Source organism: Nocardia sp. IFM 10818, assembly GCF_054655275.1.
Genome location: NZ_BAAHJH010000001.1, coordinates 7,978,180 through 7,998,786, shown reverse-complemented (window position 1 = coordinate 7,998,786; position 20,607 = coordinate 7,978,180). Strand labels below are relative to the sequence as shown.

Genomic DNA, 20,607 nt, shown 5'->3' with positions numbered 1-20,607 from the left:
CAGGTAATCCGAAAGAGGTATTCGACGCGCGACCTGCGATCGATGGTCGGCCGGCGGATCTCGAGGAAGACTGGTCCCCATGATCGAACTGAGAGGCCTGACCAAACACTACGGCCAGACCGTCGCGGTGTCGGATCTGACGTTCACCGTCCGTCCCGGCCAGGTGACCGGCTTCCTCGGCCCGAACGGCGCCGGCAAGTCGACCACCATGCGCATGATCCTGGGCCTGGACAAGCCGACCTCCGGTACCGCGCTCATCGACGGCAAGCCCTACAAGGAGCTGCGGAACCCGCTCGAATCGGTGGGCGCGCTGCTGGACGCCAAGTGGGTGCACCCGAATCGTTCGGCGCGCGCGCATCTGGCCTGGCTGGCCGCCTCCAACAACATCCCGAACTCGCGGGTCGAGGAGGTGCTGCGCCTGGTCGGCCTCGCCGAGGTGGCCAATAAGAACGCGGGCGGTTTCTCGCTCGGCATGTCGCAGCGGCTCGGCCTGGCGGGCGCGCTGCTGGGCGATCCGCAGGTGCTGTTGTTCGACGAGCCGGTCAACGGCCTCGATCCCGAGGGCATTCTGTGGATCCGCCGCTTCATGCAGCGCCTGGCCGCCGAGGGCCGCACCGTGCTGGTGTCGAGCCACCTGCTCTCGGAGATGGCGCAGACCGCCGACCATCTCATCGTGATCGGCCGCGGCAAGCTCATTGCCGACACCACCACCAAGGATTTCATCGAGAAGGCGTCGGAATCGTCGGTGCGCGTGCGCAGTCCGCAGCTGGATCAGCTGCGCAGCCTGCTCACCTCCAATGGCATGACCGTCCGGGAGGACGGCGCGGATCAGGACGGACCGGCGCTGGTGGTGGCCGGGGTGACCAGTGACGTGGTCGGAAAACTGGCCGGCGCCAACGACATCACGCTCTTCGAGCTGTCCCCGCAGCGGGCCTCGCTGGAGGAGGCGTTCATGCGGATGACCGGAGGCGCGGTGGAATACCACGCCGAAGGTTTCGACCAGGTGATGGGAGGTGCGCTCTGATGGGCGTGCTGGCAGCGGAACGGATCAAGCTCACCTCGACGCGCTCGCCCTGGTGGTGCTCGGCCGTGGTGGTGGTGTTGGGACTGGGCTTCGCGGCGCTGATCGCCGCGGTGTCGAGCTCCACCAAGGACAATCCGGAGGTGCCGCCGCTGAACGTGGCCTCCGCGGTGGCGGGCGTGAGCGGTTTCGGCGTCCTGGTGCTCATGATCATGGCGACCTTGTCGGTGACCAGCGAGTACCGCTTCGGCATCATCCGCACCACCTTCCTGGCGACGCCGCAGCGCACCACGGTGATCGCGGTGAAGACGGCCCTGCTGGCCGTGTACGCGACCGTGCTGACCGCGGTGCTGGCCGTGGCCGCGCTCTTCCTGACCCGGGGCATCTACGGCAGTGTGCCCGGTCTGGAGCTGGCCACCGGCGAGGAGCAGCGAGCGCTGTGGGGCGTGCCGGTCTATGCCCTGCTCGGCATTCTGTTCGCCATCGGCATCGGCGTGCTGGTGCGGCAGTCGGCCGCGGCCATCTCCATCATCGTGCTGTGGCCGCTGGTCATCGAGCCGCTGCTGAGCGCCTTCGGCAGCTTCGGCCGCAATGTGGGCCCGTGGCTGCCCTTCCAGAACGGCCAGCGGTTCTTCAGCATGCAGGAGTCCTCCAGCGCGAACTGGCATTGGGGCCCGTGGGGCAGCCTGGTGTACTTCGCCGTCTTCTGCGCCCTCGTGTTCGGCGCCGCGCTGTTCGTGGTGAACGAGCGCGACGCGTAACAAGCCCTGCCCGGGGCCGTCGGTCACTGCCCGATCGACGGTGTGCATCGGCCCGATACGGTTCTTCCGTATCGGGCCGATGTCGTGACCAGGGCCTTGTTTAACTGTCTGTGAAAAGTTTCGCTTCCGGCCGGAAGCATCTAGCCGCGGTCCTGAACCGTGAGTAGCATCGCCTCAGCAACCAAAGCACTCGAACATCGGCGGGTCCAATGGTGTGGCCGCTCGTTCCGATCGGGAGGTGTCCAGGTGGCAATCATTCATCCATCCGACGAACAAGCGCTGAGATACGCTCTGGGCGTGAGCGAACGACCCTCCGACGGTGCTGCGGCCGAGTCCGAGGAGCCCGGCATCGAACCCGAGGTCGTCATACCGCTGACGCCGTCCGATATCGATGCCGAGCCGGTGCGGCCGCGCCGCGGCCGGTTGCCCGGCCAGCTGTCGGCCCTGATGTCGGCCGCGAACCAGCGCGGGGACCTCATCGGGGTGATCCGCAAGGCCCGCGAGAACCTGCCCGGCGATCCCGCCTTCGGTGATCCGCTGTCGGTGTCGGGGCCGGGCAGTGCGCGGGCGGTCGCCCGCGCCGCGGACAAGATCGTCGGCGATACCCCCAGCGCCGCTCGCGAATTGGGGCTCGGCGCGCTCCAGGTCTGGCAGGCCATGCTGGAGCGGGTGGGCAAGGGACGCGGCCCGCAGGACATCACCATCATGTTCACTGATCTGGTGGCGTTCTCCAGCTGGTCCCTGGCCGCCGGCGACGAGGCCACCCTGGAACTGCTGCGCCGGGTCGCCAAGGCCATCGAACCGCCCATCGTGGATCGGGGCGGATCGGTCGTGAAGCGCATGGGCGATGGCGTCATGGCCGTGTTTCCGTCCGCCGACCGGGCGGTCCGGGCCGCGGTGGCGGCCAAGGAGAATCTCACCGCCGTCGCCGTCGACGGCTACAAGCCGCAGATGCGGATGGGCCTGCACACCGGCAGCCCGCGCGAGATCGGCGGGGACTGGCTGGGGGTGGATGTGACCATCGCGGCGCGCGTCATGGAGGCGGGCGGCAATGGCAACACCATGCTGTCGGCGGCCACCCTCGACGCGCTGGATCCGGAAACCTTGGAGGAGTTGGGTTTCGGGGTGCGGCCGTATCGGCGCAGCTTCTTCGCCGCGCCGCTGAGCGGGGTGCCGGAGGACCTGCGCATCTTCCGGCTCGAAGCCGAATGACTCCACCCGACTCTCAGGGGCTTCGCCCCCGAACCCCCAGAAGCCGCGGCGACTCCTGTCAGCCGACCAAATAGAGGATCGCACCCGCGAGAGCTAACACTCCGCAAACTCCAATGCCGATGGCGAGCGGGCGGGTGGATTTCCACAGGCTGTAGGCGCCGCCCAACAGGAAACCGGCGAGGGCGAGCAGTAGGACCACGATGACGTCGGAGGACACCGCACAAGTGTGCCTTGACCCAGCTCCCGGGACTCTCGGGGGCTTCGCCCCCGAATCCCCGGGCGCGCGGTGACTGGGCAGTTCACCTGTAAATCCCCAGGTCGCGCCCGTTTCATCGAAAAAACAAGCGCGCAGGCTTGATTTTCTTGCGGCCCGATGTGACCCTGTAACCGACCGCAGCGATGACGCTGCGCCCGGACTCGGGTGCACAGGGAGGCCCAGTTATGAGTCAGCTCGCCGAAGACCCGGAACTCCTCCGGATCGGCAACTGTTCCGGCTTCTACGGCGACCGGTTGAGCGCTATGCGGGAGATGCTCGAGGGCGGGCGGCTCGATGTGCTCACCGGCGACTATCTCGCCGAACTCACCATGTTGATCCTGGGGCGGGATCGTATGAAGGACGCCAACCTGGGGTACGCGAAAACCTTTGTGCGGCAACTGGAGGACTGCCTGGGGCTGGCTCTCGAATCGGGGGTGCGGATCGTCGCCAATGCCGGCGGGCTCAATCCCGCCGGGCTGGCGCAACGGGTGCGGGAGGTATCGGACAAGCTCGGCCTCGCCGCGCAGGTCGCCTATGTGACCGGTGACGATCTGCTGCCGCGCGCCGCGGAGCTCGGGCTCGGGACGCCGCTCACCGCCAATGCCTACCTCGGGGCCTGGGGTATCGCCGAATGCCTGAACGCGGGCGCGGATGTGGTGGTGACCGGGCGGGTCACCGACGCCGCGCTGGTGGTCGGACCGGCCGCCGCGCACTTCGGCTGGGAGCGTGCCGATTACGACGCGCTCGCCGGGGCCGTGGTCGCGGGGCATGTCATCGAGTGCGGCACCCAGGCCACCGGCGGCAACTACGCGTTCTTCACCGAGATCGCGGATCTGAACCGGCCCGGCTTCCCCATTGCGGAGGTGCGCCGTGACGGCAGCAGCGTGATCACCAAGCATGCGGGCACCGGCGGCGCGGTCACCGTGGACACGGTGGCAGCGCAGCTCATGTACGAGATCCAGGGCGCGCGCTACGCCGGGCCCGATGTGACCACGCGCCTGGACACCATCCGCCTCGCGCAGCAGGGGCCGGACCGGGTGCTCATCAGCGGCGTCACCGGTGAGGCGCCGCCGCCGCGAACCAAGGTGTCGCTCAACACCATCGGCGGATTCCGCAACGAGGTGGAGTTCATTCTCACCGGCCTGGATATCGAGGCCAAGGCGCGGCTGGCGCGACAGCAGCTGGAGTCGTGGCTGAAAGTCCGTCCGGCCGAGCTGGATTGGTCGCTGGCGCGGCTGGATCGGCCCGACGCCGAGACCGAGGAGCAGGCCAGCGCGCTGCTGCGCTGCGTGGTGCGCGATCCGGATCCCGGCAAGGTGGGGCGCGGATTCTCCAGTGTGGCGGTGGAATTGGCGCTGGCCAGCTACGCGGGCTTCGCGCTGACCGCTCCGCCCGGAAACGGCGGGCCCTACGGCGTGTTCAAGCCGGGCTATGTGGCCGCGGCCGATGTTCCGCACATCGCCGTGCTGCCGGATGACAGCACGGTCGAGATCGCACCGGCCGCCGACACGCTCGAGCTCGCCGACGTGCCGGAACCGGAACTCCCGCAGCCGCTTCCGCGCGGGGAGACCGAGCGCGTCCCGCTGGGGACCATCGCGCTGGCCCGCAGCGGCGACAAGGGCGGCAATGCCAATATCGGCGTCTGGGTGCGCACCGACGAACAGTGGCGCTGGCTGGTACACGCGCTGACCACCGACGAACTGCGGCTGCTGCTGCCCGAAACCGCCAAGCTGCCCATTACCCGGCACGTGCTGCCGAATCTGCGGGCCGTGAACTTCATCGTCGAGGGACTGCTCGGCGAGGGCGTGGCCTATCAGGCCCGATTCGATCCACAAGCCAAGGGACTCGGCGAATGGCTGCGCTCCCGCTATATCGACATTCCCGTGGAGCTGCTGTCATGAGCGGATACGTGAACCTCTGGGAGACGGCCGAGCGCCGCGAATTGCGCGCCACCGTGCGCGGTTTCGCCGAGCGCGAGGTGCTGCCGTACCTGGACGCCTGGGAGCGCGCCGGTGAGATCCCGCGCGAGCTGCACAAGAAGGCCGGTGCGCTGGGCCTGCTCGGCATCCAATTCCCCGAAGCGGTCGGAGGTTCCGGCGGCGACGGCATCGACGCCGCCATCGTGTGCGAGGAGATGCATTACGCGGGCTGCTCTGGCGGCCTGTTCGCCTCCCTGTTCACCTGCGGTATCGCGGTGCCGCACATTATCGCCTCCGGCAATGCCGAGCACATCGACCGCTGGGTGAAGCCGACCCTGGCGGGGGAGAAGATCGGCTCGCTGGCCATTACCGAACCCGGCGGCGGCTCCGATGTCGGGCACCTCACCACCAGCGCGGTGCGCGATGGCGACGAGTACATCGTCAATGGCGCCAAGACCTTCATCACCTCCGGCGTGCGCGCCGACTACGTGGTGACGGCGGTCCGCACGGGCGGTCCGGGCGCGGCCGGTGTATCGCTGCTGGTGGTGGAGAAGGGCACGCCCGGTTTCACGGTCAGCCGCAAGCTGGAGAAGATGGGCTGGCTGGCCTCCGATACCGCCGAGCTGTCGTATGTCGATGTGCGCGTGCCGGTGTCGAACCTGGTCGGCCCGGAGAACACCGGTTTCTCGCAGATCGCCATGGCCTTCGTGAGCGAACGCGTGGGCCTGGCCGCGCAGGCGTACGGGCATGCCCAGCGCTGCCTGGACCTGACCCTGCGATGGTGCCGCGATCGCGAGACCTTCGGCCGTCCGCTCATCTCCCGGCAGTCGGTGCAGAACACCTTGTCCGAGATGGCGCGCCGCATCGATATCGCCCGCGTCTACACCCACCATGTGGTGGAGCGCGCCGCGCACGGCGACACCGATCTGATCGCCGAGGTGTGCTTCGCCAAGAACACCGCGGTGGAAACGGCCGAATGGGTCGCCCATCAGGCCGTGCAGCTGTTCGGCGGGCTCGGCTATATGCGCGAGTCCGAAGTGGAACGCCACTACCGGGATGTCCGCATCCTCGGCATCGGCGGCGGCACCAACGAGATCCTGACCGCCCTGGCGGCAAAGCGATTGGGGTTCCAGTCTTGACCATTCTGCGCACATCCCTGGATTCGAGCTCGGCGGAGTATCGGGCCGCCGCCGAGGCGATGACCACCAAGCTGGCCGAGGTGGAGGCGGAGTACGCCAAGAACATCGCCGGCGGCGGCCCGGACAAGATGGCGCGGCATCGCAAGCGCGGCAAGCTGACCGCGCGCGAGCGCATCGAACTGCTCATCGACGAGGATTCGCCATTCCTGGAACTGTGCCCGCTGGCCGCGTGGGGCAGTGACTTCCACGTCGGCGGCAGCGTGATCGCGGGCATCGGCATTGTCGAGGGCGTCGAATGCATGATCGTGGCGCCGGATCCGACGGTGCGCGGCGGCACCTCGAATCCGTGGACGCTGCGCAAGAACCTGCGCATGAACGACATCGTCATGGAGAACCGCCTGCCGGTCATCGGGCTGGTGGAATCCGGCGGTGCGGATCTGCCGACGCAGAAGGAAGTATTCGTGCCGGGCGGGCGCATGTTCCGCGACCTGACCCGGGCCTCGGCGGCCGGAATTCCCACCATCGCATTGGTTTTCGGCAACTCGACCGCCGGCGGCGCGTACATCCCGGGCATGTCCGACTACACGGTCATGATCAAGGAGCGCTCCAAGGTGTTCCTGGGCGGCCCGCCGCTGGTGAAGATGGCCACCGGTGAGGAGTCCGACGACGAATCCCTGGGCGGCGCCGAAATGCACGCGCGCGTCTCGGGTTTGGCGGACTACCTCGCCGTGGACGAGCAGGACGCCATCCGCCTCGGCCGCGCCATCGTGAAGCGGCTGAACTGGAAGAAGCAGGGCCCGGCCCCGCGTCCGCTGACCGAGGTCATCGAGCCGCTGTACGACCAGGAGGAACTGCTCGGCATCGTGCCCGGCGACCTCAAGATCCCGTTCGATCCGCGCGAGGTCATCGCCCGCGTGGTGGACGGCTCCGATTTCGACGAGTTCAAACCGCTCTACGGCTCCAGCCTCGTCACCGGATGGGCGGAGCTGCACGGGTATCCGGTCGGCATTCTCGCCAATGCGCGGGGCGTGCTGTTCTCCGAGGAATCCCAGAAGGCCACCCAGTTCATCCAGCTGGCCAATCAGTCGAACACGCCACTGTTGTTCCTGCACAACACCACCGGCTACATGGTCGGCAAGGAGTACGAGCAGAAGGGCATCATCAAGCACGGCGCGATGATGATCAACGCGGTCTCCAATTCGAAGGTGCCGCACATCTCGCTGCTCATGGGCGCGTCCTACGGCGCGGGGCATTACGGCATGTGCGGGCGGGCCTACGATCCGCGCTTCGTCTTCGCCTGGCCCAGTGCGAAATCCGCCGTCATGGGCGGTGCGCAGCTGGCGGGCGTCATCTCGATCGTGGCCCGCGCCGCCGCCGAATCGAAGGGCCAGCCGTTCGACGAGGCCGCCGACGCCGGGCTGCGCGCCATGATCGAGGCGCAGATCGAGGCCGAATCGCTGCCCATGTTCATGTCGGGCCGCCTCTACGACGACGGCGTCATCGATCCCCGTGATACCCGCACGGTATTGGGAATGGCCTTGTCCGCCATCCACAATGCCCCGATCAAGGGCGCCGAGGGCTTCGGCGTCTTCCGGATGTGAGGCCAGGTATGGAGATCACGAACGTTCTGGTCGCCAACCGTGGCGAGATCGCGCGGCGGGTGTTCGCCACCTGCCGGCGCATGGGAATCGGCACGGTCGCGGTGTATTCGGACGCCGACGCGCACGCGCCGCACGTGGCCGAGGCGGATGCCGCCATCCGGCTGCCCGGCAATACGCCCGGCGAGACCTATCTGCGCGCGGAGCTGATTATCGAAGCGGCCCTCGCGGCCGGTGCCGACGCGGTTCATCCGGGCTACGGATTCCTCTCCGAGAACGCCGATTTCGCGCGTGCCGTGCAGGCCGCCGGGCTGGTGTGGATCGGGCCGCCGGTGAGCGCCATCGAGCAAATGGGCTCCAAGGTCGAGTCCAAGAAGATGATGGACGCCGCCGGAGTCCCGGTACTGGCCGAACTCGATCCGGCCGAGGTCACCGCGGACATGCTGCCGGTGCTCATCAAGGCGTCCGCCGGTGGCGGCGGCCGGGGCATGCGCGTGGTGCGCGATCTGGCCGACCTGCCCGAGCAACTGGAAGCCGCACGGCGCGAAGCGGAATCGGCCTTCGGCGATCCCACCGTCTTCTGCGAGCGCTACCTGGAGACCGGCCGCCATATCGAGGTCCAGGTCATGGCCGACACACACGGCACCGTATGGGCGGTCGGCGAGCGCGAGTGCTCGATCCAGCGACGGCATCAGAAAGTTGTGGAGGAAGCGCCGTCACCGCTGGTGGAGCGGGTCGACGGAATGCGGGCGCGACTGTTCGAGGCCGCCCGGCTGGCGACCGAGGCCATTGGCTACGAGGGCGCGGGCACCGTCGAATTCCTGGCCGACGAACGCGGCGAGTTCTTCTTCCTGGAGATGAACACCCGTCTGCAAGTGGAGCATCCGGTCACCGAGAACGTCACCGGCCTGGATCTCGTGCGTACCCAGCTGCAGGTGGCCGCGGGCCGCACGTTGCCCGCGCAGCCACCCGCCATGCGCGGTCATTCCATCGAGGTCCGGCTCTATGCCGAGGATCCGGCGCACGACTGGCAGCCGCAGAGCGGCACCGTGCATCGGATCGACATCCCCGGCACCATTGGCGAATTCGTGGTGCTGGAGCAGCCGGGCGTGCGCCTGGACACCGGCGTGGTGGACGGTTCCGTGGTCGGCGTGCACTACGACCCCATGCTGTCCAAGGTCATCTCCTTCGCCGAAACACGGGACGAGGCAGCGCATCTGCTTGCCTCCGCGCTGCAACGCGCGAAGATCCACGGCCTGGTCACCAACCGGGATCTGCTGGTGCGCGTCCTGCGGCATCCGGCGTTCCTGGCCGGTGACACGGATACGGCGTTCTTCACCACGCACGGCCTGGAGAACCTTTCCGCCCCACTGGTTTCCGAGTCCGACGAGCAGCTGTCCGTGGTGGCCGCCGCGCTCGCGGACGCCGCGGCCAACCGGGCGAAGGCACGGGTCGGCGCGGGCCTGCCCAGCGGCTGGCGGAACCTTCCGTCGCAGCCGCAGTCCAAGTCCTACGAGAGCCGGGTCACCGGCAAGCACGAGGTGCGCTATCGGATCACCCGCGCCGGATTGGACGTGGACGGCTTCGACGGCCTCGAATTGCTCGAAGCCACACCGGATGCGGTGACCCTGCTGGTCCCCGGGGAGCGCGGCACGGTGCGCCGCCGCTTCGAGATCGCCCGCTACGGCGACCTCGTGGCGGTGGATTCCCCGCTCGGCCCGGTGACCCTGCGCCGCCTGCCCCGCTTCGAGGATCCGGCCGATCAGGTGGCCGAGGGCTCGCTGCTGGCTCCCATGCCCGGCTCGGTCATCCGGCTCGGCGCCGAGGTCGGCACGCGGGTGGCGAAGGGCCAGCCGATTCTCTGGCTGGAGGCCATGAAGATGGAGCACACCATCGCGGCCCCCGCCGCGGGCCTGCTCACCGAACTCAATGTCACGGCCGGCCAGCAGGTCGAAGTGGGTGCAGTCCTCGCCGTGGTCCAGACCGATGACAGCGACAACCAGGAGTAGACGATGAGCTTCATCGAAACCGACGAGCAGAAGGCGCTGCGGGCCGCCGTCGCCAAGCTGGCCGCCAAGTACAACCTGCGCGACTACGCCGGGCCGAAGGCGCGCCAGGGCGAACCGCTCAGTGAACTCTGGGACGAGGCGGGCAAACTCGGCTTCCTGGGCGTGAACCTGCCGGAGGAGTACGGCGGTGGCGGCGCGGGCATCTACGAGCTGGCGCTGGTGCAGGAGGAACTCGCAGCCCAGGGCTGCGGCCTGCTGCTCATGGTGGTGTCCCCGGCCATCTGCGGCACCATCATCACCAAGTACGGCACCGAGGAGCAGAAGCAGTACTGGCTGACCCGGCTGGCCGACGGATCGTCGAAAATGGTCTTCGGCATTACCGAACCGGATGCCGGCTCCAACTCGCACAAGATCACCACCACCGCCCGCCGCGACGGCGACGACTGGATCCTCAACGGCCGCAAGATCTTCATCTCCGGTGTGGACCAGGCCGAGGCGGTGCTCATCGTGGCGCGCACCGAGAACGCCAAGACCGGCAATCTGCAGCCCGCGCTGTTCATCGTGCCGACCGATGCGCCCGGCTTCGTGAAGACGAAGCAGGAGATGGACATTATCGAACCGGACAACCAGTTCACGCTCTTCCTCGATGATGTGCGGCTGCCGTCCACCGCGCTGGTGGGCCAGGAGGACGCGGCCATCGCTCAGCTGTTCGCGGGCCTCAATCCGGAGCGCATCATGGGCGCGGCCATGGCGGTGGGCATGGGCCGCTACGCCATCGACCGGGCGGTCGCCTACGCCAAGGAGCGCGCGGTGTGGAAGGGCGCGCCGATCGGCTCGCACCAGGGCATCTCGCATCCCCTCGCCCAGGTGAAGATCGAACTGGAACTGGCCAAGCTCATGATGCAGAAGGCCGCGTTCCTCTACGACTCCGGTGACGACTTCGGCGCCGCCGAGGCCGCCAATATGTCGAAATACGCTGCGGCCGAGGCCAGTATCAAGGCTCTGGACCAGGCCATCCAGACGCACGGCGGCTCCGGCCTCACCGCCGATGTGGGCCTGGCGGGCATGCTGGCGGCCAGCCGGATCGCCCGCGTGGCCCCGGTCAGCCGGGAGATGATCCTCAACTTCGTCGCACAGCATTCGCTGGGTCTGCCGAGGTCGTACTGATGAGCGACGCTCCCGAGGGGCCCTACGTCCGGTACGAGGTGGCGGGCGGATTCGCCACGCTCACCCTGGATTCCCCGCACAACCGCAACGCACTGTCCGCGCGGCTGATCACCGAGTTGCTCGCGGGCCTGGAGCGGGCGGGGACCGATGCGGCGGTGCGCGGCGTCGTGCTCACCCACACCGGCAATACCTTCTGCGCGGGCGCGGATCTGAAGGAGGCGGTGGACGCCGATCCGGCGGCCGCCGCCGATATCCGCACCCGCTGGATGATCTCGGTGCTGCGCGGCATCCTTGAGATGCCCAAACCCGTGGTGGCGCGGGTCGACGGCAATGTGCGCGCGGGCGGGATGGGCATCCTGGCCGCCTGCGATATCGCCGTGGCCGGGCGCAACAGCAGTTTCGGGCTCACCGAGGTGCGCATCGGCCTGGCCCCGTTCATGATCTCGCTGCCATTGCTGCCGCGCGTGTCCGCCCGCGCGGCGGCCCGGTACTTCTCGACCGGGGAGACCTTCGACGCCGCCGAGGCCGAGCGCATCGGGCTCATCACCGTGGCCGCCGACGATCCGGCGGCCGAGACGGACCGATTGTGCGCCGAACTGCGCAAGGGCTCCCCGCAAGGACTGGCCGAGAGCAAACGGCTGGTCAACGCCGACCTGCTCGCCGCCTTCGACCGCTCCGCCGAGGACTTGGCCAAACGATCCGCGAGCTTCTTCGGCACCCCCGAGGTGATCGAGGGCATGACGGCCTTCTTCCAGCGCCGCCCACCCAACTGGGCCGAATAGCCGACTCGGCACAATAGGCAACCATGGCGACACCCCACGAACCCAAGCAGGACCGCAGCCGGGCCACCCGGCAGCGGCTGCTGGAGGCGACCATCGACTGCCTGGCCGAAATGGGCTGGGCGGCAGCCACCGTGGCCGTGGTCGCCGAGCGCGCCGGGGTGTCACGAGGCGCGGCCCAGCACCACTTCCCCACCAGGGAAGACCTGATCACCGCCGCCCTGGAGTACATGTTCGACACGCGGATGGCGCAGGCCAAGGCCGATGCCCTGGCCATGGCCGAGATCGCCCAGGGCCAGGCCCGCACCGAGGCGGTGGTCGCCGGCCTCGTCGAGTCCTACACCACCACCCTCTTCAAAGCGGCCCTGCAGGTCTGGACCCACGCCGCCGCCGACCCCGCCCTCCGCGAACGCATCGTGCCTCTCGAAGCCCGCTTCGGCCGCATCTCCCACCACATGGCCGTGGAGGCGCTGGGTGTGGACGACACCGACCCCGTAGCCCACCACCTGGTCCAGGCCACCCTCGACCTGGCCCGCGGCCTCGGCCTAGCCGACGTCCTCACCGACGACTCCCTGCGCCGCAAGGAAATCGTCCAGCAATGGGCGGCGACGCTGCATGCGGCACTGAACGCACCGCACTGACTACCAGCCGAAAACCTCTGCCATCTCGATGGATTCGTCATCCCAGCGTTGCTCGATGACCTCGCGTTCGGGTTCCGGGAGGTCCGGAGACCAGCCCACTCTGCGCCAGAAGGCTTCGCGGTGCTCGTCGCTCAACGGTCCTGACCTGAAGGGATCGCACATACCGACCATCCCTGAAAAGTGCTGGTGGGGAATGCCATCAGGGTAGATCCCGGCACCCCATGATCACCGCGCTTTCGACTACGACCCGGGCAATCTCGGCCAAGCCTGCTCGGCCAGCTCCCGCGCCATGCGGCAGGCCTCCTCCCTCGACCCCTCGGAGAAAAACGAGACACTCAGCTCCGTCATTTCGGTGAATTCGGACGAGCCGTCGTGGCCTGCTCCGGTGTAGTCGTAATGCTTGCCCGGCCACGGCGCCCAGGTCCGGCCGTACAGCGTGATATCGCAGCTCTCCGCATTGCTGAAGAAGTAGTTGTCCACGATCGTGGACTGGCGGCCCGCGATGATCTCCCTCGCCCCGCCCGGCCGGTCGGCCGCGGTCGGTACGAGCTTGGCGGCGAGCGTGACAGCGGCTGGTCCCGCAGACCAAACGCACAAATAGTCATAGTCGCGCTCGCGCCTGCTGACCTCCACGGCACCCGTCGCGGACATGATCTCCGAGTCCTCGAGCCGACTGCACGCACGGGTCCCGCCCAGCGAATCCGCCGGATACGCCATCCTGTCCGCGGTGTTCTCACCGAGCGCCGCCACCGCGGCGTCCGTGGCGATGTCCTGTATCCGGCACAGGGTTTCGCGACTGGCGCCGCCCTCGGCACCGGTCACGGACGCGTTCGTGGACACGGCGACCGTGGTGCCATCCGGGCGGAAGATGAGCTGGGCGCAATCGAGCGCCCCGTCGGCCGTGGTCACCTTCACCGCACCGCGTTCCGTCACCTCGAGGTCATCGGGCACATCGCTCGGGACGATGTACCCGGTTTCCGTGCGCACGGTGACCGTGTACCGCGGACCTCCTTTCTCCGAGCGCTCCAGTTCCACGGCACACGAGTCGAACCCGGTCGGCTCGATGCGCACCGCGGGGGCGTCCCCGACGCCCTTGTCGGCGAACCCGGCGAACGAATCCGGATCCAGATACGAGCACGGATCGAGAGTCAGCAAATTGTCGAACCCGCCACCGTCCAGGCTGTCGGACGATGATCCACCGCTGTCCCGTGCGACACCGAAATACAGGCCCGCACCCACCGCGACGACGAGTGCCCCGACCACACCGCGAACCAGTCCCGAACGCGCCCTGGTTGGGAGTTTCGGCGGTTGCGGCGGAACGGAATCCGGTCCCGTGGGGTGGTTGGTCACTGCGGTCTCTCGTCACGAACTCGAAGCAAAGAACCACGCCATCATAGGAAGTCGCGGCTCGCGCGCTACCAGGTGCGGGGCGAAGTCAGGTCGTAGAGGGTGACGCCGTCGACCTCCTGGGCGGTGAAGTTCTCCGACACCCACTGGGAGATCGCGGCGCTCTGGCTGCCGGAGTGGCCGCCGGGGCCGGTGTCGCCGCCGATGAAGTAGTGGATCTTGCCTTCGGCCACATACTGTTCGAACTGTTCCAGGGTGGGGGAGGGGTCGCTGCCGTTGAAGCCGCCGAGCGGCATGACGGGGAGTTCGGTGGCCAGTTGGTATCCGGCCGCGCTCTGGGAGCCGATGGCGGCGGCCACCCAGGTATAGGCGTCGCTGTCGGCGGTGAGCAGTGCTGTTACCCGGGCGCTGGGCGTGCTCGCGTCGACCAGTCCGCCTGCCGCGCCGCGTCGCGTTTCACCGTCGCCCGGATCGGGACCGGCGGGTCCGCCGTCCGCGCCCGGATTGCCGGGCATGCCGACGGTGAACCGCTGTTCGCCGTCATCGGCGCGGGGACCGCCCACGCCGAAGCCCCCGGTGTTCGGGCCCGCGGAGGGGATGGATCCGGTGTGCGCGGTGGCGAGGGTGTGCACCGTGTAGGCCGTTGGTCCTGCCAGGGCGACCAGGACCGCCGCAATGGCCGCGACCAGCGATTTTCGGGAGGCGGGCAGGAGCGTTGCCAGGGTGGCGGCGACTCCCGCCGCGAGCACTGTCCAGCGCAACCACGGCAGGAACGATGCACTGCGGGACAGCAGCAGCCACGCCGTCGCGGTGGTGAGACCCACCGCGAGTGCGAGCGCGGCACGTACCCACGGCTTTTCGCGTTGCCGCCACAATTGCACGGCCCCAGCGCCGGTGAGCGCGGCCACGGCGGGAGCGAGGGCCACGGTGTAATACGAGTGGAAGATGCCCTGCATGAAGCTGAATACCAGGCCGGTCACCATCAGCCAGCCGCCCCAGAGGATGAGGGATGCCCGCTGTGGATCGGTGCGATTCGCCTTGCCGCGCAGCAGCAGTCCCGCAACGAGCAGGACGAGGGCGGCGGGGAGGAGCCAGGCGATCTGCCCGCCCTGGGCCGGTTCGAACAGTCGCGTGATGCCGGTGCCGCCCCACATGCCATTGCCGCCAGGGGGGAGTTCGCCGCCGGGCCCGACGCTGCCGGTCTCATTGCCGCTGAGCCGGCCGAGGCCGTTGTAGCCGAGGGTGAGTTCGACAATCGAATTGTTCTGGGAGCCACCGAAGTACGGCCGGTCGGAGGCCGGCCACAGCTGGGCGGTGAGCACCCACCAGCCCGCGCCCGCGACCATGGCCGCCCCGGCGGCGAACAGCTGCGCGATCCGCGTGCCCAGGCGGGGCGGTCCGGCGATCAGGTAGGTCAGCGCCAGTGCCGGGACGACCAGCAGGACCTGCAGTTGTTTGGCCAGGAAGCCGAGGCCGATGCACAGCCCGGTGAGCAGCAGCCACCGCCAGCGGCCGTCCGCCACGGCCCGGGTCATGGCCCAGGCCGCCGCGGCCATGAGCAGGACCAGGGCCGCATCCGGGTTGTCGAACCGGAACATCAGCGCCGCAACGGGTGTCACGGCCAGGGCGAGGCCCGCCAGTAGTCCGGCGGTCGCGCCGAAAGGCCGCCGGACGGTCGCCCACAGCAGCGCCACCGTGGCGACGCCCATCAGCACCTGCGGCAGCAGCATGCTCCAGCTGTGCAGGCCGAAGATACGGACGGACAACTCCATCGGCCACAGCGACAGCGGCGTCTTGTCGACGGTGATGGAGTTCGCCGCATCGGAGGAGCCGAAGAAGAACGCCTTCCACGACACCGAACCCGCTTGTACCGCGGCGGCATAGAACGAATTGGCCCAGCCGTTGGCGGACAGGTTCCACAGATAGGCGGCGGCGGTGCCGATCAGCAGCGCCGCCAGCGCGGGGTATTCCCAGCGCCCGCTGCGGGCGGGTTTCCGGTGCGAAGCCGGTGAAACCGGCTGTGGCCCGGTCGGAATCGCGGTCATCGGCCGACTCCTTCCGCCGCGCGGTGCGCGCGCGAACCGGCCTGCCGGAAGACCCAGCGCAGTCCGACGAATCGCATGAGGGTGGCGATCAGATTGGCGAGGACGAGCACCAGTAGTTCGAGATGCACGGGCGCGCCGGGCGTCCAGTGGTGCAGGGCGAACAGCGATCCGCTGGTGACCAGCAGCCCGAATCCGAAGATGAGCAGGCCCTGGAAGTGATGCGAGACCGCTTCGGTGGATCCGCGCACCCCGAAGGTGAAGGCCCGGTTGGCGGCGGTATTGCCGATGGCGGTGATCAACAGGGCCGCGAAGTTCGCGATCTGCGCGCCCGCCAGGGGTTGCAGCAGCAGGTAGAGCAGCAGGTAGGCAAGAGTGGACGCGACACCGACAATGCCGAATCGCACGAGTTGTCCGACCATGCCCAGCGGAACGCCCTCTACCAGCGGCTCGCGCCCGATGGCGGCCCGCAGCTCATTGATGGGCAGCCGCCCGGTGGTCAGCGCCCGTCCTACTCGCCAAATCCCCTGCAGGTCTTTGCGTGCCGTATCGACGATGTCCACCCGGCTGTCCGGATCGTCGATCCAGTCGACCGGCACTTCGTGAATCCGCAGCCCGATGCGCTCGGCCAGCACCAGCAGCTCGGTGTCGAAGAACCATTCGCCGTCCTCGACCAGCGGCAGCACCGCCTGCGCCACCTCGGTGCGCATGGCCTTGAACCCGCATTGCGCATCGGAGAACTTGGCCTGCAACGACGTTCGCAGGATCAGGTTGTAGCAGCGGGAGATGAATTCCCGTTTGCGCCCGCGCACCACCCGTGACGAGGACGCCAGCCGTGTCCCGATGGCCACATCCGAATGCCCGGACACCAGCGGCGCGACCAGCGGCAGCAGCGCATTGAGGTCGGTCGACAGATCGACGTCCATATACGCCACGATCTGCGCGTCCGACCCCTGCCACACCTCCCGCAGCGCGCGCCCGCGCCCCTTCCGGTCCAGGTGGACCACCCGCACCCCGCCCAGTTCGGCGGCCAGCCGCCGCGCCACCGCGAGGGTGTCGTCGGTGGATGCGTTGTCCGCGACCGTGATTCGGGCCGTGAACGGGAACCCTCCGTTCAGGAAGGCGTGCAGTCGTCGCAGGCACGGCCCGAGATCGCGTTCCTCGTTGTACACCGGAACGACCACGTCCACCACGGGCGCGGTCGCGGCCTCCGCTGATTCCGCCGCCCGGACGGCGGTCGCTGTATCGCTCATGATCACCACGCTCGGCGATCACGCTGGGCCGTCCCTGCGCCGTGGCTGGGAGGTTCCTGGGAGCGCTCAGCCCTCGCGGTCGAGGCTCAGCACCACCAGCGGCATCGGCCGGTCGATCTTGGACTGGAAGTCCGCGAGCAGCGGATTGTTCGCCAGCACCCAGGCCGCGAACTCGTCGTAGTCCGCGCCTTCGAGGACCTTGCCGGTCGCTGTGTAGGTCTTGTCCCGCAGCTCGACGGTGACCCGCGGATTCGCCTTGATGTTGTACCACCAGGCCGGGTACTTGTCCTCGATGAACGAGCTCACGTACATGGTGTCGCCCCGGAACAGCGGTCCCAGCGGGGTGGTGTGCCGCTTGCCGCTCTTGGCGCCCGTGGTGGTCAGCAGAATGAGGTCCCCGCCCTCGTAGGCCCCGCCGACCTTGCCCGAGTTCTCCCGGAACTCCTTGATCACGTCATCGTTCCAGTTGGCGATGCCGCCCTCGCCGTCCCAGGCCTGGTTCCAGGGCGCATCGGGATCGTTGTAGTCGGTGATGTCGGTCTGATCCGGCTGTCCCGCAGTCGATTCGGTTTCGCTCATAATTCGAGTATGTCGCGGAGATAGGACAGTTGCGGTCCTAATTCGGCGAGAGATCGTGACGTATTTCGGACACCTCGCCGCTTCGGTACCCGGCCCATGCCTGATATGCGCGTACCATCCTGACTTTCGCCCGAACGATCGAAAGGAAGAGGCGGTCCCGTGCCGAAGCTGGTCGACCATACGCAGCGGCGACGCGAGATCACCGATGCCATCCGGCGGGTGATCGCGCGCGGCGGGCTGGAGGCCGCCACCTTCCAGACCGTCGCTGCCGAGGCGGGGATCTCGGTGCGCCTGGTGCAGTACTACTTCGGGAACAAGCGCGAATTCCTGCTGGCCACGCATCTGGCCGTGGTCGAGGACGCGGGCAAGCGCATGGCGGGGGCCCTGTTCGCGCTGGGGGAGGGCGCCGCGCCCCGGGATGTGCTGCGCACCCTCATCACTCAGCTGCTCCCCTTGGATGCGGCGCGGCGGGACGAGACCGTCATCTTCGCGGCCTATCACGCGGCCTCGCTGACCGGTTCCCCGATCACCGGGGACGACAATGCGGGTGCGGCGCTGTGGCTGGTGCACGCCTGTGCCGACCAGTTGCGCCGGCAGCTGGAGCTGGATCCGGCGAGCACGGTCTCGCCGGAGCTGGACGGGGAGTTGATCGCGGGCACGGTCGCGGGCCTGTCGGGGGCCATGGTGCAACAGCCCGCGCGCTACACCCCGGATGTGGCTCTCGGCCTTGTCGATCGGCTCCTCGACCGGATCCTGGGGGCCGGGTAGGCGCTGCTATTCGGCGGGGAGCCGCAGTCGCCACAGCGGCGACACCGGACCGTGCCCCGCGCCGAGATCGTAGGCGGCCTCCAGGCAGCGCCGGGTCCACTCCTTGGCGAAGGCGAAGGCCTCGGGCACCGAATAGCCGTGTGCGAGCGCACAGGTCATGGCCGCGGCCAGGGTGTCGCCGCCGCCGTGGTCGTTGCCGGTGGCAATGCGGGGCGCGGTGAGTTCGTGGAAGGTCTCCCCGTCGAACAGCAGATCGGTGCTGAAGGCCGAGGAGCGTAGGTGCCCGCCCTTGACGATGGCCCACTGCGGTCCGAGCGCGTGCAGCGCCTCGGCGGCCTTGCGCGCGGTCTGCTCGTCCACGACCTCGATGCCGGTGAGCAGCCGCACCTCATCGAGATTCGGCGTGATGACGGTGGCCTGCGGAATGAGGGTGTCGCGCAGGGCGTGCAGCGCCGAGGCGTGCAGCAGCGGATCGCCGTGCATGGAGGCCGCCACCGGGTCGACGACGAGCGGAATGCTCCCGTTCCGTCCGATTCCGACTTCCCGGCACACCGCCGCCACGGCTTCGATGATGGCGGTGGAGGCCAGCATGCCCGTCTTCGCCGCCCCGATGCCGATATCCCCGACCACGGTCCGCACCTGATCGGCCACGATCTGCGGCGGAATCTCGTGGAAACCGTTGACCCCCAGCGTGTTCTGCACCGTCACCGCCGCGACGGCCACGCAGGCGTGCACGCCGCACATGGCCATGGTCCGCGAATCTGCTTGAATTCCGGCCCCGCCTCCGGAGTCGGTGCCCGCAATGGTGAGCGCGCGGACGGGGGTCTGCCCGTTGGGTGTAAGCGGCAGGAGTTTCACAGCTGCAGACCCTACGCGGTTGGAGGAACGCACAGTGCGAGCGGCGACCCCCGGCCGCCGCTGTTAATGAAAACCATTATCATCAAGATATGACTACAGCCCAGCCCACCGCTCCGCTCCCCGTGACCGTGCTGTCCGGCTTCCTGGGGGCGGGCAAGACCACCCTGCTCAACCACATCCTGGCCAATCGCGAGGGCCGCCGGGTCGCGGTCATCGTCAATGACATGAGCGAGGTGAACATCGACGCGGCCCTGGTGGCCGGACAGGGCCACCTGGACCGGACCGAGGAGAAGCTGGTCGAGCTCACCAATGGCTGCATCTGCTGCACGCTGCGCGAGGACCTCATCGAATCGGTGGGCAAGCTGGCGCGCGAGGGGCGCTTCGATCACCTGGTCATCGAATCCACCGGCATTTCCGAACCCATGCCGGTGGCGGCCACCTTCGAATGGGAATTCGAGGACGGCTTCCGGCTCGGCGAGATCGCCCGCCTCGACACCATGGTGACCGTCGTCGACGCCTCCACCTTCCTGGCCGAGGTGGTCAAGGGGCAGGCGCTGGCGGAACGGAACATGCAAGCGGGCGAAGGGGATGCGCGCACCATCGCCGATCTGCTGGTGGATCAGGTGGAATTCGCCAACGTACTGATCCTGAACAAGACCGACCTGGTGAGCGCCAATGCCGTCGGGACGGTGGAGGCCACCATCCGGCGGCTGAACCCGGCGGCGCGCATCGTGCATGCCGCGCACGGTGTGGTGGAGCTGTCCGAGGTGCTCGGCACCGGCCGCTACAACCCGGACCTCGCGGCTCAATTCGAAGGCTGGGAGGACGAACTCGCGGGCGGCCACACCCCGGAGACCGAGGAATACGGCATCAGCAGCCTGACCTTCACCGCCGATCGCCCCTTCCATCCGCAACGGCTGGACTCGGCCCTGGAGCAGTTGCACCGGCTGTTGCGCAGCAAGGGCTTCTTCTGGCTGGCGAGCCGCCCCGACCTGTGCGCCATCTGGTCGCAGGCGGGCCCGAATCTGACCTTCGAGGCGGGCGCGTACTGGTCGGCGCTGGATATGCCGCGGGGGCAGGAGATCGTGTTCATCGGCGTGAAACTGGATCGCCCGCATGTGCAGGATCTGCTGAATTCCGCCTTGCTGACCGATGCGGAATTGGCTGCGGGACCGGAGGTCTGGGCCACCTATGCCGATCCCTTCCCGCATTGGGAACTGCACGAGCACGCCTGAAACGACCGGACCCGCACTCCGCC

At 68.3% G+C, this 20,607-nt stretch carries 19 protein-coding genes; 12 read left to right on the top strand and 7 right to left on the bottom strand.

All coding sequences use genetic code 11. The features are described 5' to 3' along the window. The first annotated feature begins 79 nt into the window (after positions 1–79). The 3 genes from ACYQ5L_RS37070 to ACYQ5L_RS37060 all read left to right on the top strand — a co-directional run bounded on the left by ACYQ5L_RS37070 (position 80) and on the right by ACYQ5L_RS37060 (position 2,994). Positions 80–1,024: an ABC transporter ATP-binding protein gene (locus ACYQ5L_RS37070; protein ID WP_459962885.1), complete on the top strand. Its 945-nt coding sequence runs from the start codon at positions 80–82 to the stop codon at positions 1,022–1,024. Then, a complete protein-coding gene (locus ACYQ5L_RS37065; protein WP_459962884.1) occupies positions 1,024–1,782 on the top strand; it encodes an ABC transporter permease in 759 nt (252 codons plus the stop codon). The genes ACYQ5L_RS37070 and ACYQ5L_RS37065 overlap by 1 nt, the downstream gene beginning before the upstream one ends. A gap of 297 nt (positions 1,783–2,079) precedes the next feature. Further along, positions 2,080–2,994, top strand: a complete 915-nt coding sequence (locus ACYQ5L_RS37060) for an adenylate/guanylate cyclase domain-containing protein (protein WP_459962883.1) — start codon at positions 2,080–2,082, stop codon at positions 2,992–2,994. A 58-nt stretch (positions 2,995–3,052) separates the two neighbouring features. Here the strand turns inward: ACYQ5L_RS37060 and ACYQ5L_RS37055 are convergent, their stop codons facing one another. Beyond that, positions 3,053–3,211, bottom strand: coding sequence for a hypothetical protein (locus tag ACYQ5L_RS37055; RefSeq protein ID WP_379197005.1), 159 nt, complete (start codon positions 3,209–3,211; stop codon positions 3,053–3,055). A 224-nt stretch (positions 3,212–3,435) separates the two neighbouring features. Between ACYQ5L_RS37055 and ACYQ5L_RS37050 the strand changes: the two genes are divergently transcribed. From ACYQ5L_RS37050 to ACYQ5L_RS37020, 7 genes are read left to right on the top strand one after another with little or no spacing between them, the layout of a single operon-like run. Next, a complete protein-coding gene (locus ACYQ5L_RS37050; protein ID WP_459962882.1) occupies positions 3,436–5,151 on the top strand; it encodes an acyclic terpene utilization AtuA family protein in 1,716 nt (571 codons plus the stop codon). Positions 5,152–5,159: 8 nt separating this feature from the next. Then, on the top strand, positions 5,160–6,308 hold the full coding sequence (locus ACYQ5L_RS37045; protein ID WP_459963654.1) for an acyl-CoA dehydrogenase family protein: 1,149 nt from the start codon (positions 5,160–5,162) through the stop codon (positions 6,306–6,308). Then, positions 6,305–7,909, top strand: coding sequence for an acyl-CoA carboxylase subunit beta (locus ACYQ5L_RS37040; RefSeq protein ID WP_459962881.1), 1,605 nt, complete (start codon positions 6,305–6,307; stop codon positions 7,907–7,909). Before ACYQ5L_RS37045 ends, ACYQ5L_RS37040 begins: the two co-directional genes overlap by 4 nt. A gap of 8 nt (positions 7,910–7,917) precedes the next feature. Next, on the top strand, positions 7,918–9,915 hold the full coding sequence (locus ACYQ5L_RS37035; RefSeq protein WP_459962879.1) for an acetyl/propionyl/methylcrotonyl-CoA carboxylase subunit alpha: 1,998 nt from the start codon (positions 7,918–7,920) through the stop codon (positions 9,913–9,915). Between the two features lie 3 nt (positions 9,916–9,918). Then, positions 9,919–11,082 carry an acyl-CoA dehydrogenase family protein gene (locus tag ACYQ5L_RS37030; RefSeq protein WP_459962878.1) on the top strand — a complete coding sequence of 388 codons (1,164 nt, stop codon included), beginning with the start codon at positions 9,919–9,921 and terminating at the stop codon, positions 11,080–11,082. After that, a complete protein-coding gene (locus tag ACYQ5L_RS37025) occupies positions 11,082–11,864 on the top strand; it encodes an enoyl-CoA hydratase family protein (protein ID WP_459962877.1) in 783 nt (260 codons plus the stop codon). Before ACYQ5L_RS37030 ends, ACYQ5L_RS37025 begins: the two co-directional genes overlap by 1 nt. 23 nt (positions 11,865–11,887) lie before the next feature. Further along, entirely contained in the window at positions 11,888–12,502 is a 615-nt protein-coding gene (locus ACYQ5L_RS37020) for a TetR/AcrR family transcriptional regulator (RefSeq protein WP_459962876.1), read from the top strand. Here the strand turns inward: ACYQ5L_RS37020 and ACYQ5L_RS37015 are convergent, their stop codons facing one another. The 5 genes from ACYQ5L_RS37015 to ACYQ5L_RS36995 form a co-directional block, all read right to left on the bottom strand. Next, positions 12,503–12,637, bottom strand: a complete 135-nt coding sequence (locus tag ACYQ5L_RS37015) for a hypothetical protein (protein WP_379196991.1) — start codon at positions 12,635–12,637, stop codon at positions 12,503–12,505. Between the two features lie 105 nt (positions 12,638–12,742). Beyond that, on the bottom strand, positions 12,743–13,765 hold the full coding sequence (locus ACYQ5L_RS37010) for a hypothetical protein (RefSeq protein WP_459962875.1): 1,023 nt from the start codon (positions 13,763–13,765) through the stop codon (positions 12,743–12,745). Between the two features lie 152 nt (positions 13,766–13,917). Continuing rightward, the gene (locus ACYQ5L_RS37005; protein ID WP_459962874.1) at positions 13,918–15,894 is read right to left on the bottom strand and encodes a glycosyltransferase family 39 protein; all 1,977 of its coding nucleotides are present in this window, start codon (positions 15,892–15,894) and stop codon (positions 13,918–13,920) included. Beyond that, positions 15,891–17,144, bottom strand: a complete 1,254-nt coding sequence (locus tag ACYQ5L_RS37000) for a bifunctional glycosyltransferase family 2/GtrA family protein (RefSeq protein ID WP_459962873.1) — start codon at positions 17,142–17,144, stop codon at positions 15,891–15,893. Before ACYQ5L_RS37000 ends, ACYQ5L_RS37005 begins: the two co-directional genes overlap by 4 nt. 66 nt (positions 17,145–17,210) lie before the next feature. Further along, positions 17,211–17,723, bottom strand: coding sequence for a nitroreductase/quinone reductase family protein (locus ACYQ5L_RS36995; protein WP_459962872.1), 513 nt, complete (start codon positions 17,721–17,723; stop codon positions 17,211–17,213). A 159-nt stretch (positions 17,724–17,882) separates the two neighbouring features. On the opposite strand from ACYQ5L_RS36995, the gene ACYQ5L_RS36990 reads away from it, so the two are divergent. After that, a complete protein-coding gene (locus ACYQ5L_RS36990) occupies positions 17,883–18,491 on the top strand; it encodes a TetR/AcrR family transcriptional regulator (RefSeq protein ID WP_459962871.1) in 609 nt (202 codons plus the stop codon). A 6-nt stretch (positions 18,492–18,497) separates the two neighbouring features. Here the strand turns inward: ACYQ5L_RS36990 and thiD are convergent, their stop codons facing one another. Beyond that, the gene (gene thiD / locus ACYQ5L_RS36985) at positions 18,498–19,349 is read right to left on the bottom strand and encodes a bifunctional hydroxymethylpyrimidine kinase/phosphomethylpyrimidine kinase (RefSeq protein ID WP_459962870.1); all 852 of its coding nucleotides are present in this window, start codon (positions 19,347–19,349) and stop codon (positions 18,498–18,500) included. A gap of 89 nt (positions 19,350–19,438) precedes the next feature. On the opposite strand from thiD, the gene ACYQ5L_RS36980 reads away from it, so the two are divergent. Beyond that, positions 19,439–20,584 (top strand): GTP-binding protein, encoded by a 1,146-nt coding sequence (locus tag ACYQ5L_RS36980; RefSeq protein WP_459962869.1) that lies wholly within the window; start codon positions 19,439–19,441, stop codon positions 20,582–20,584. The last annotated feature ends 23 nt before the right edge of the window (positions 20,585–20,607 follow it).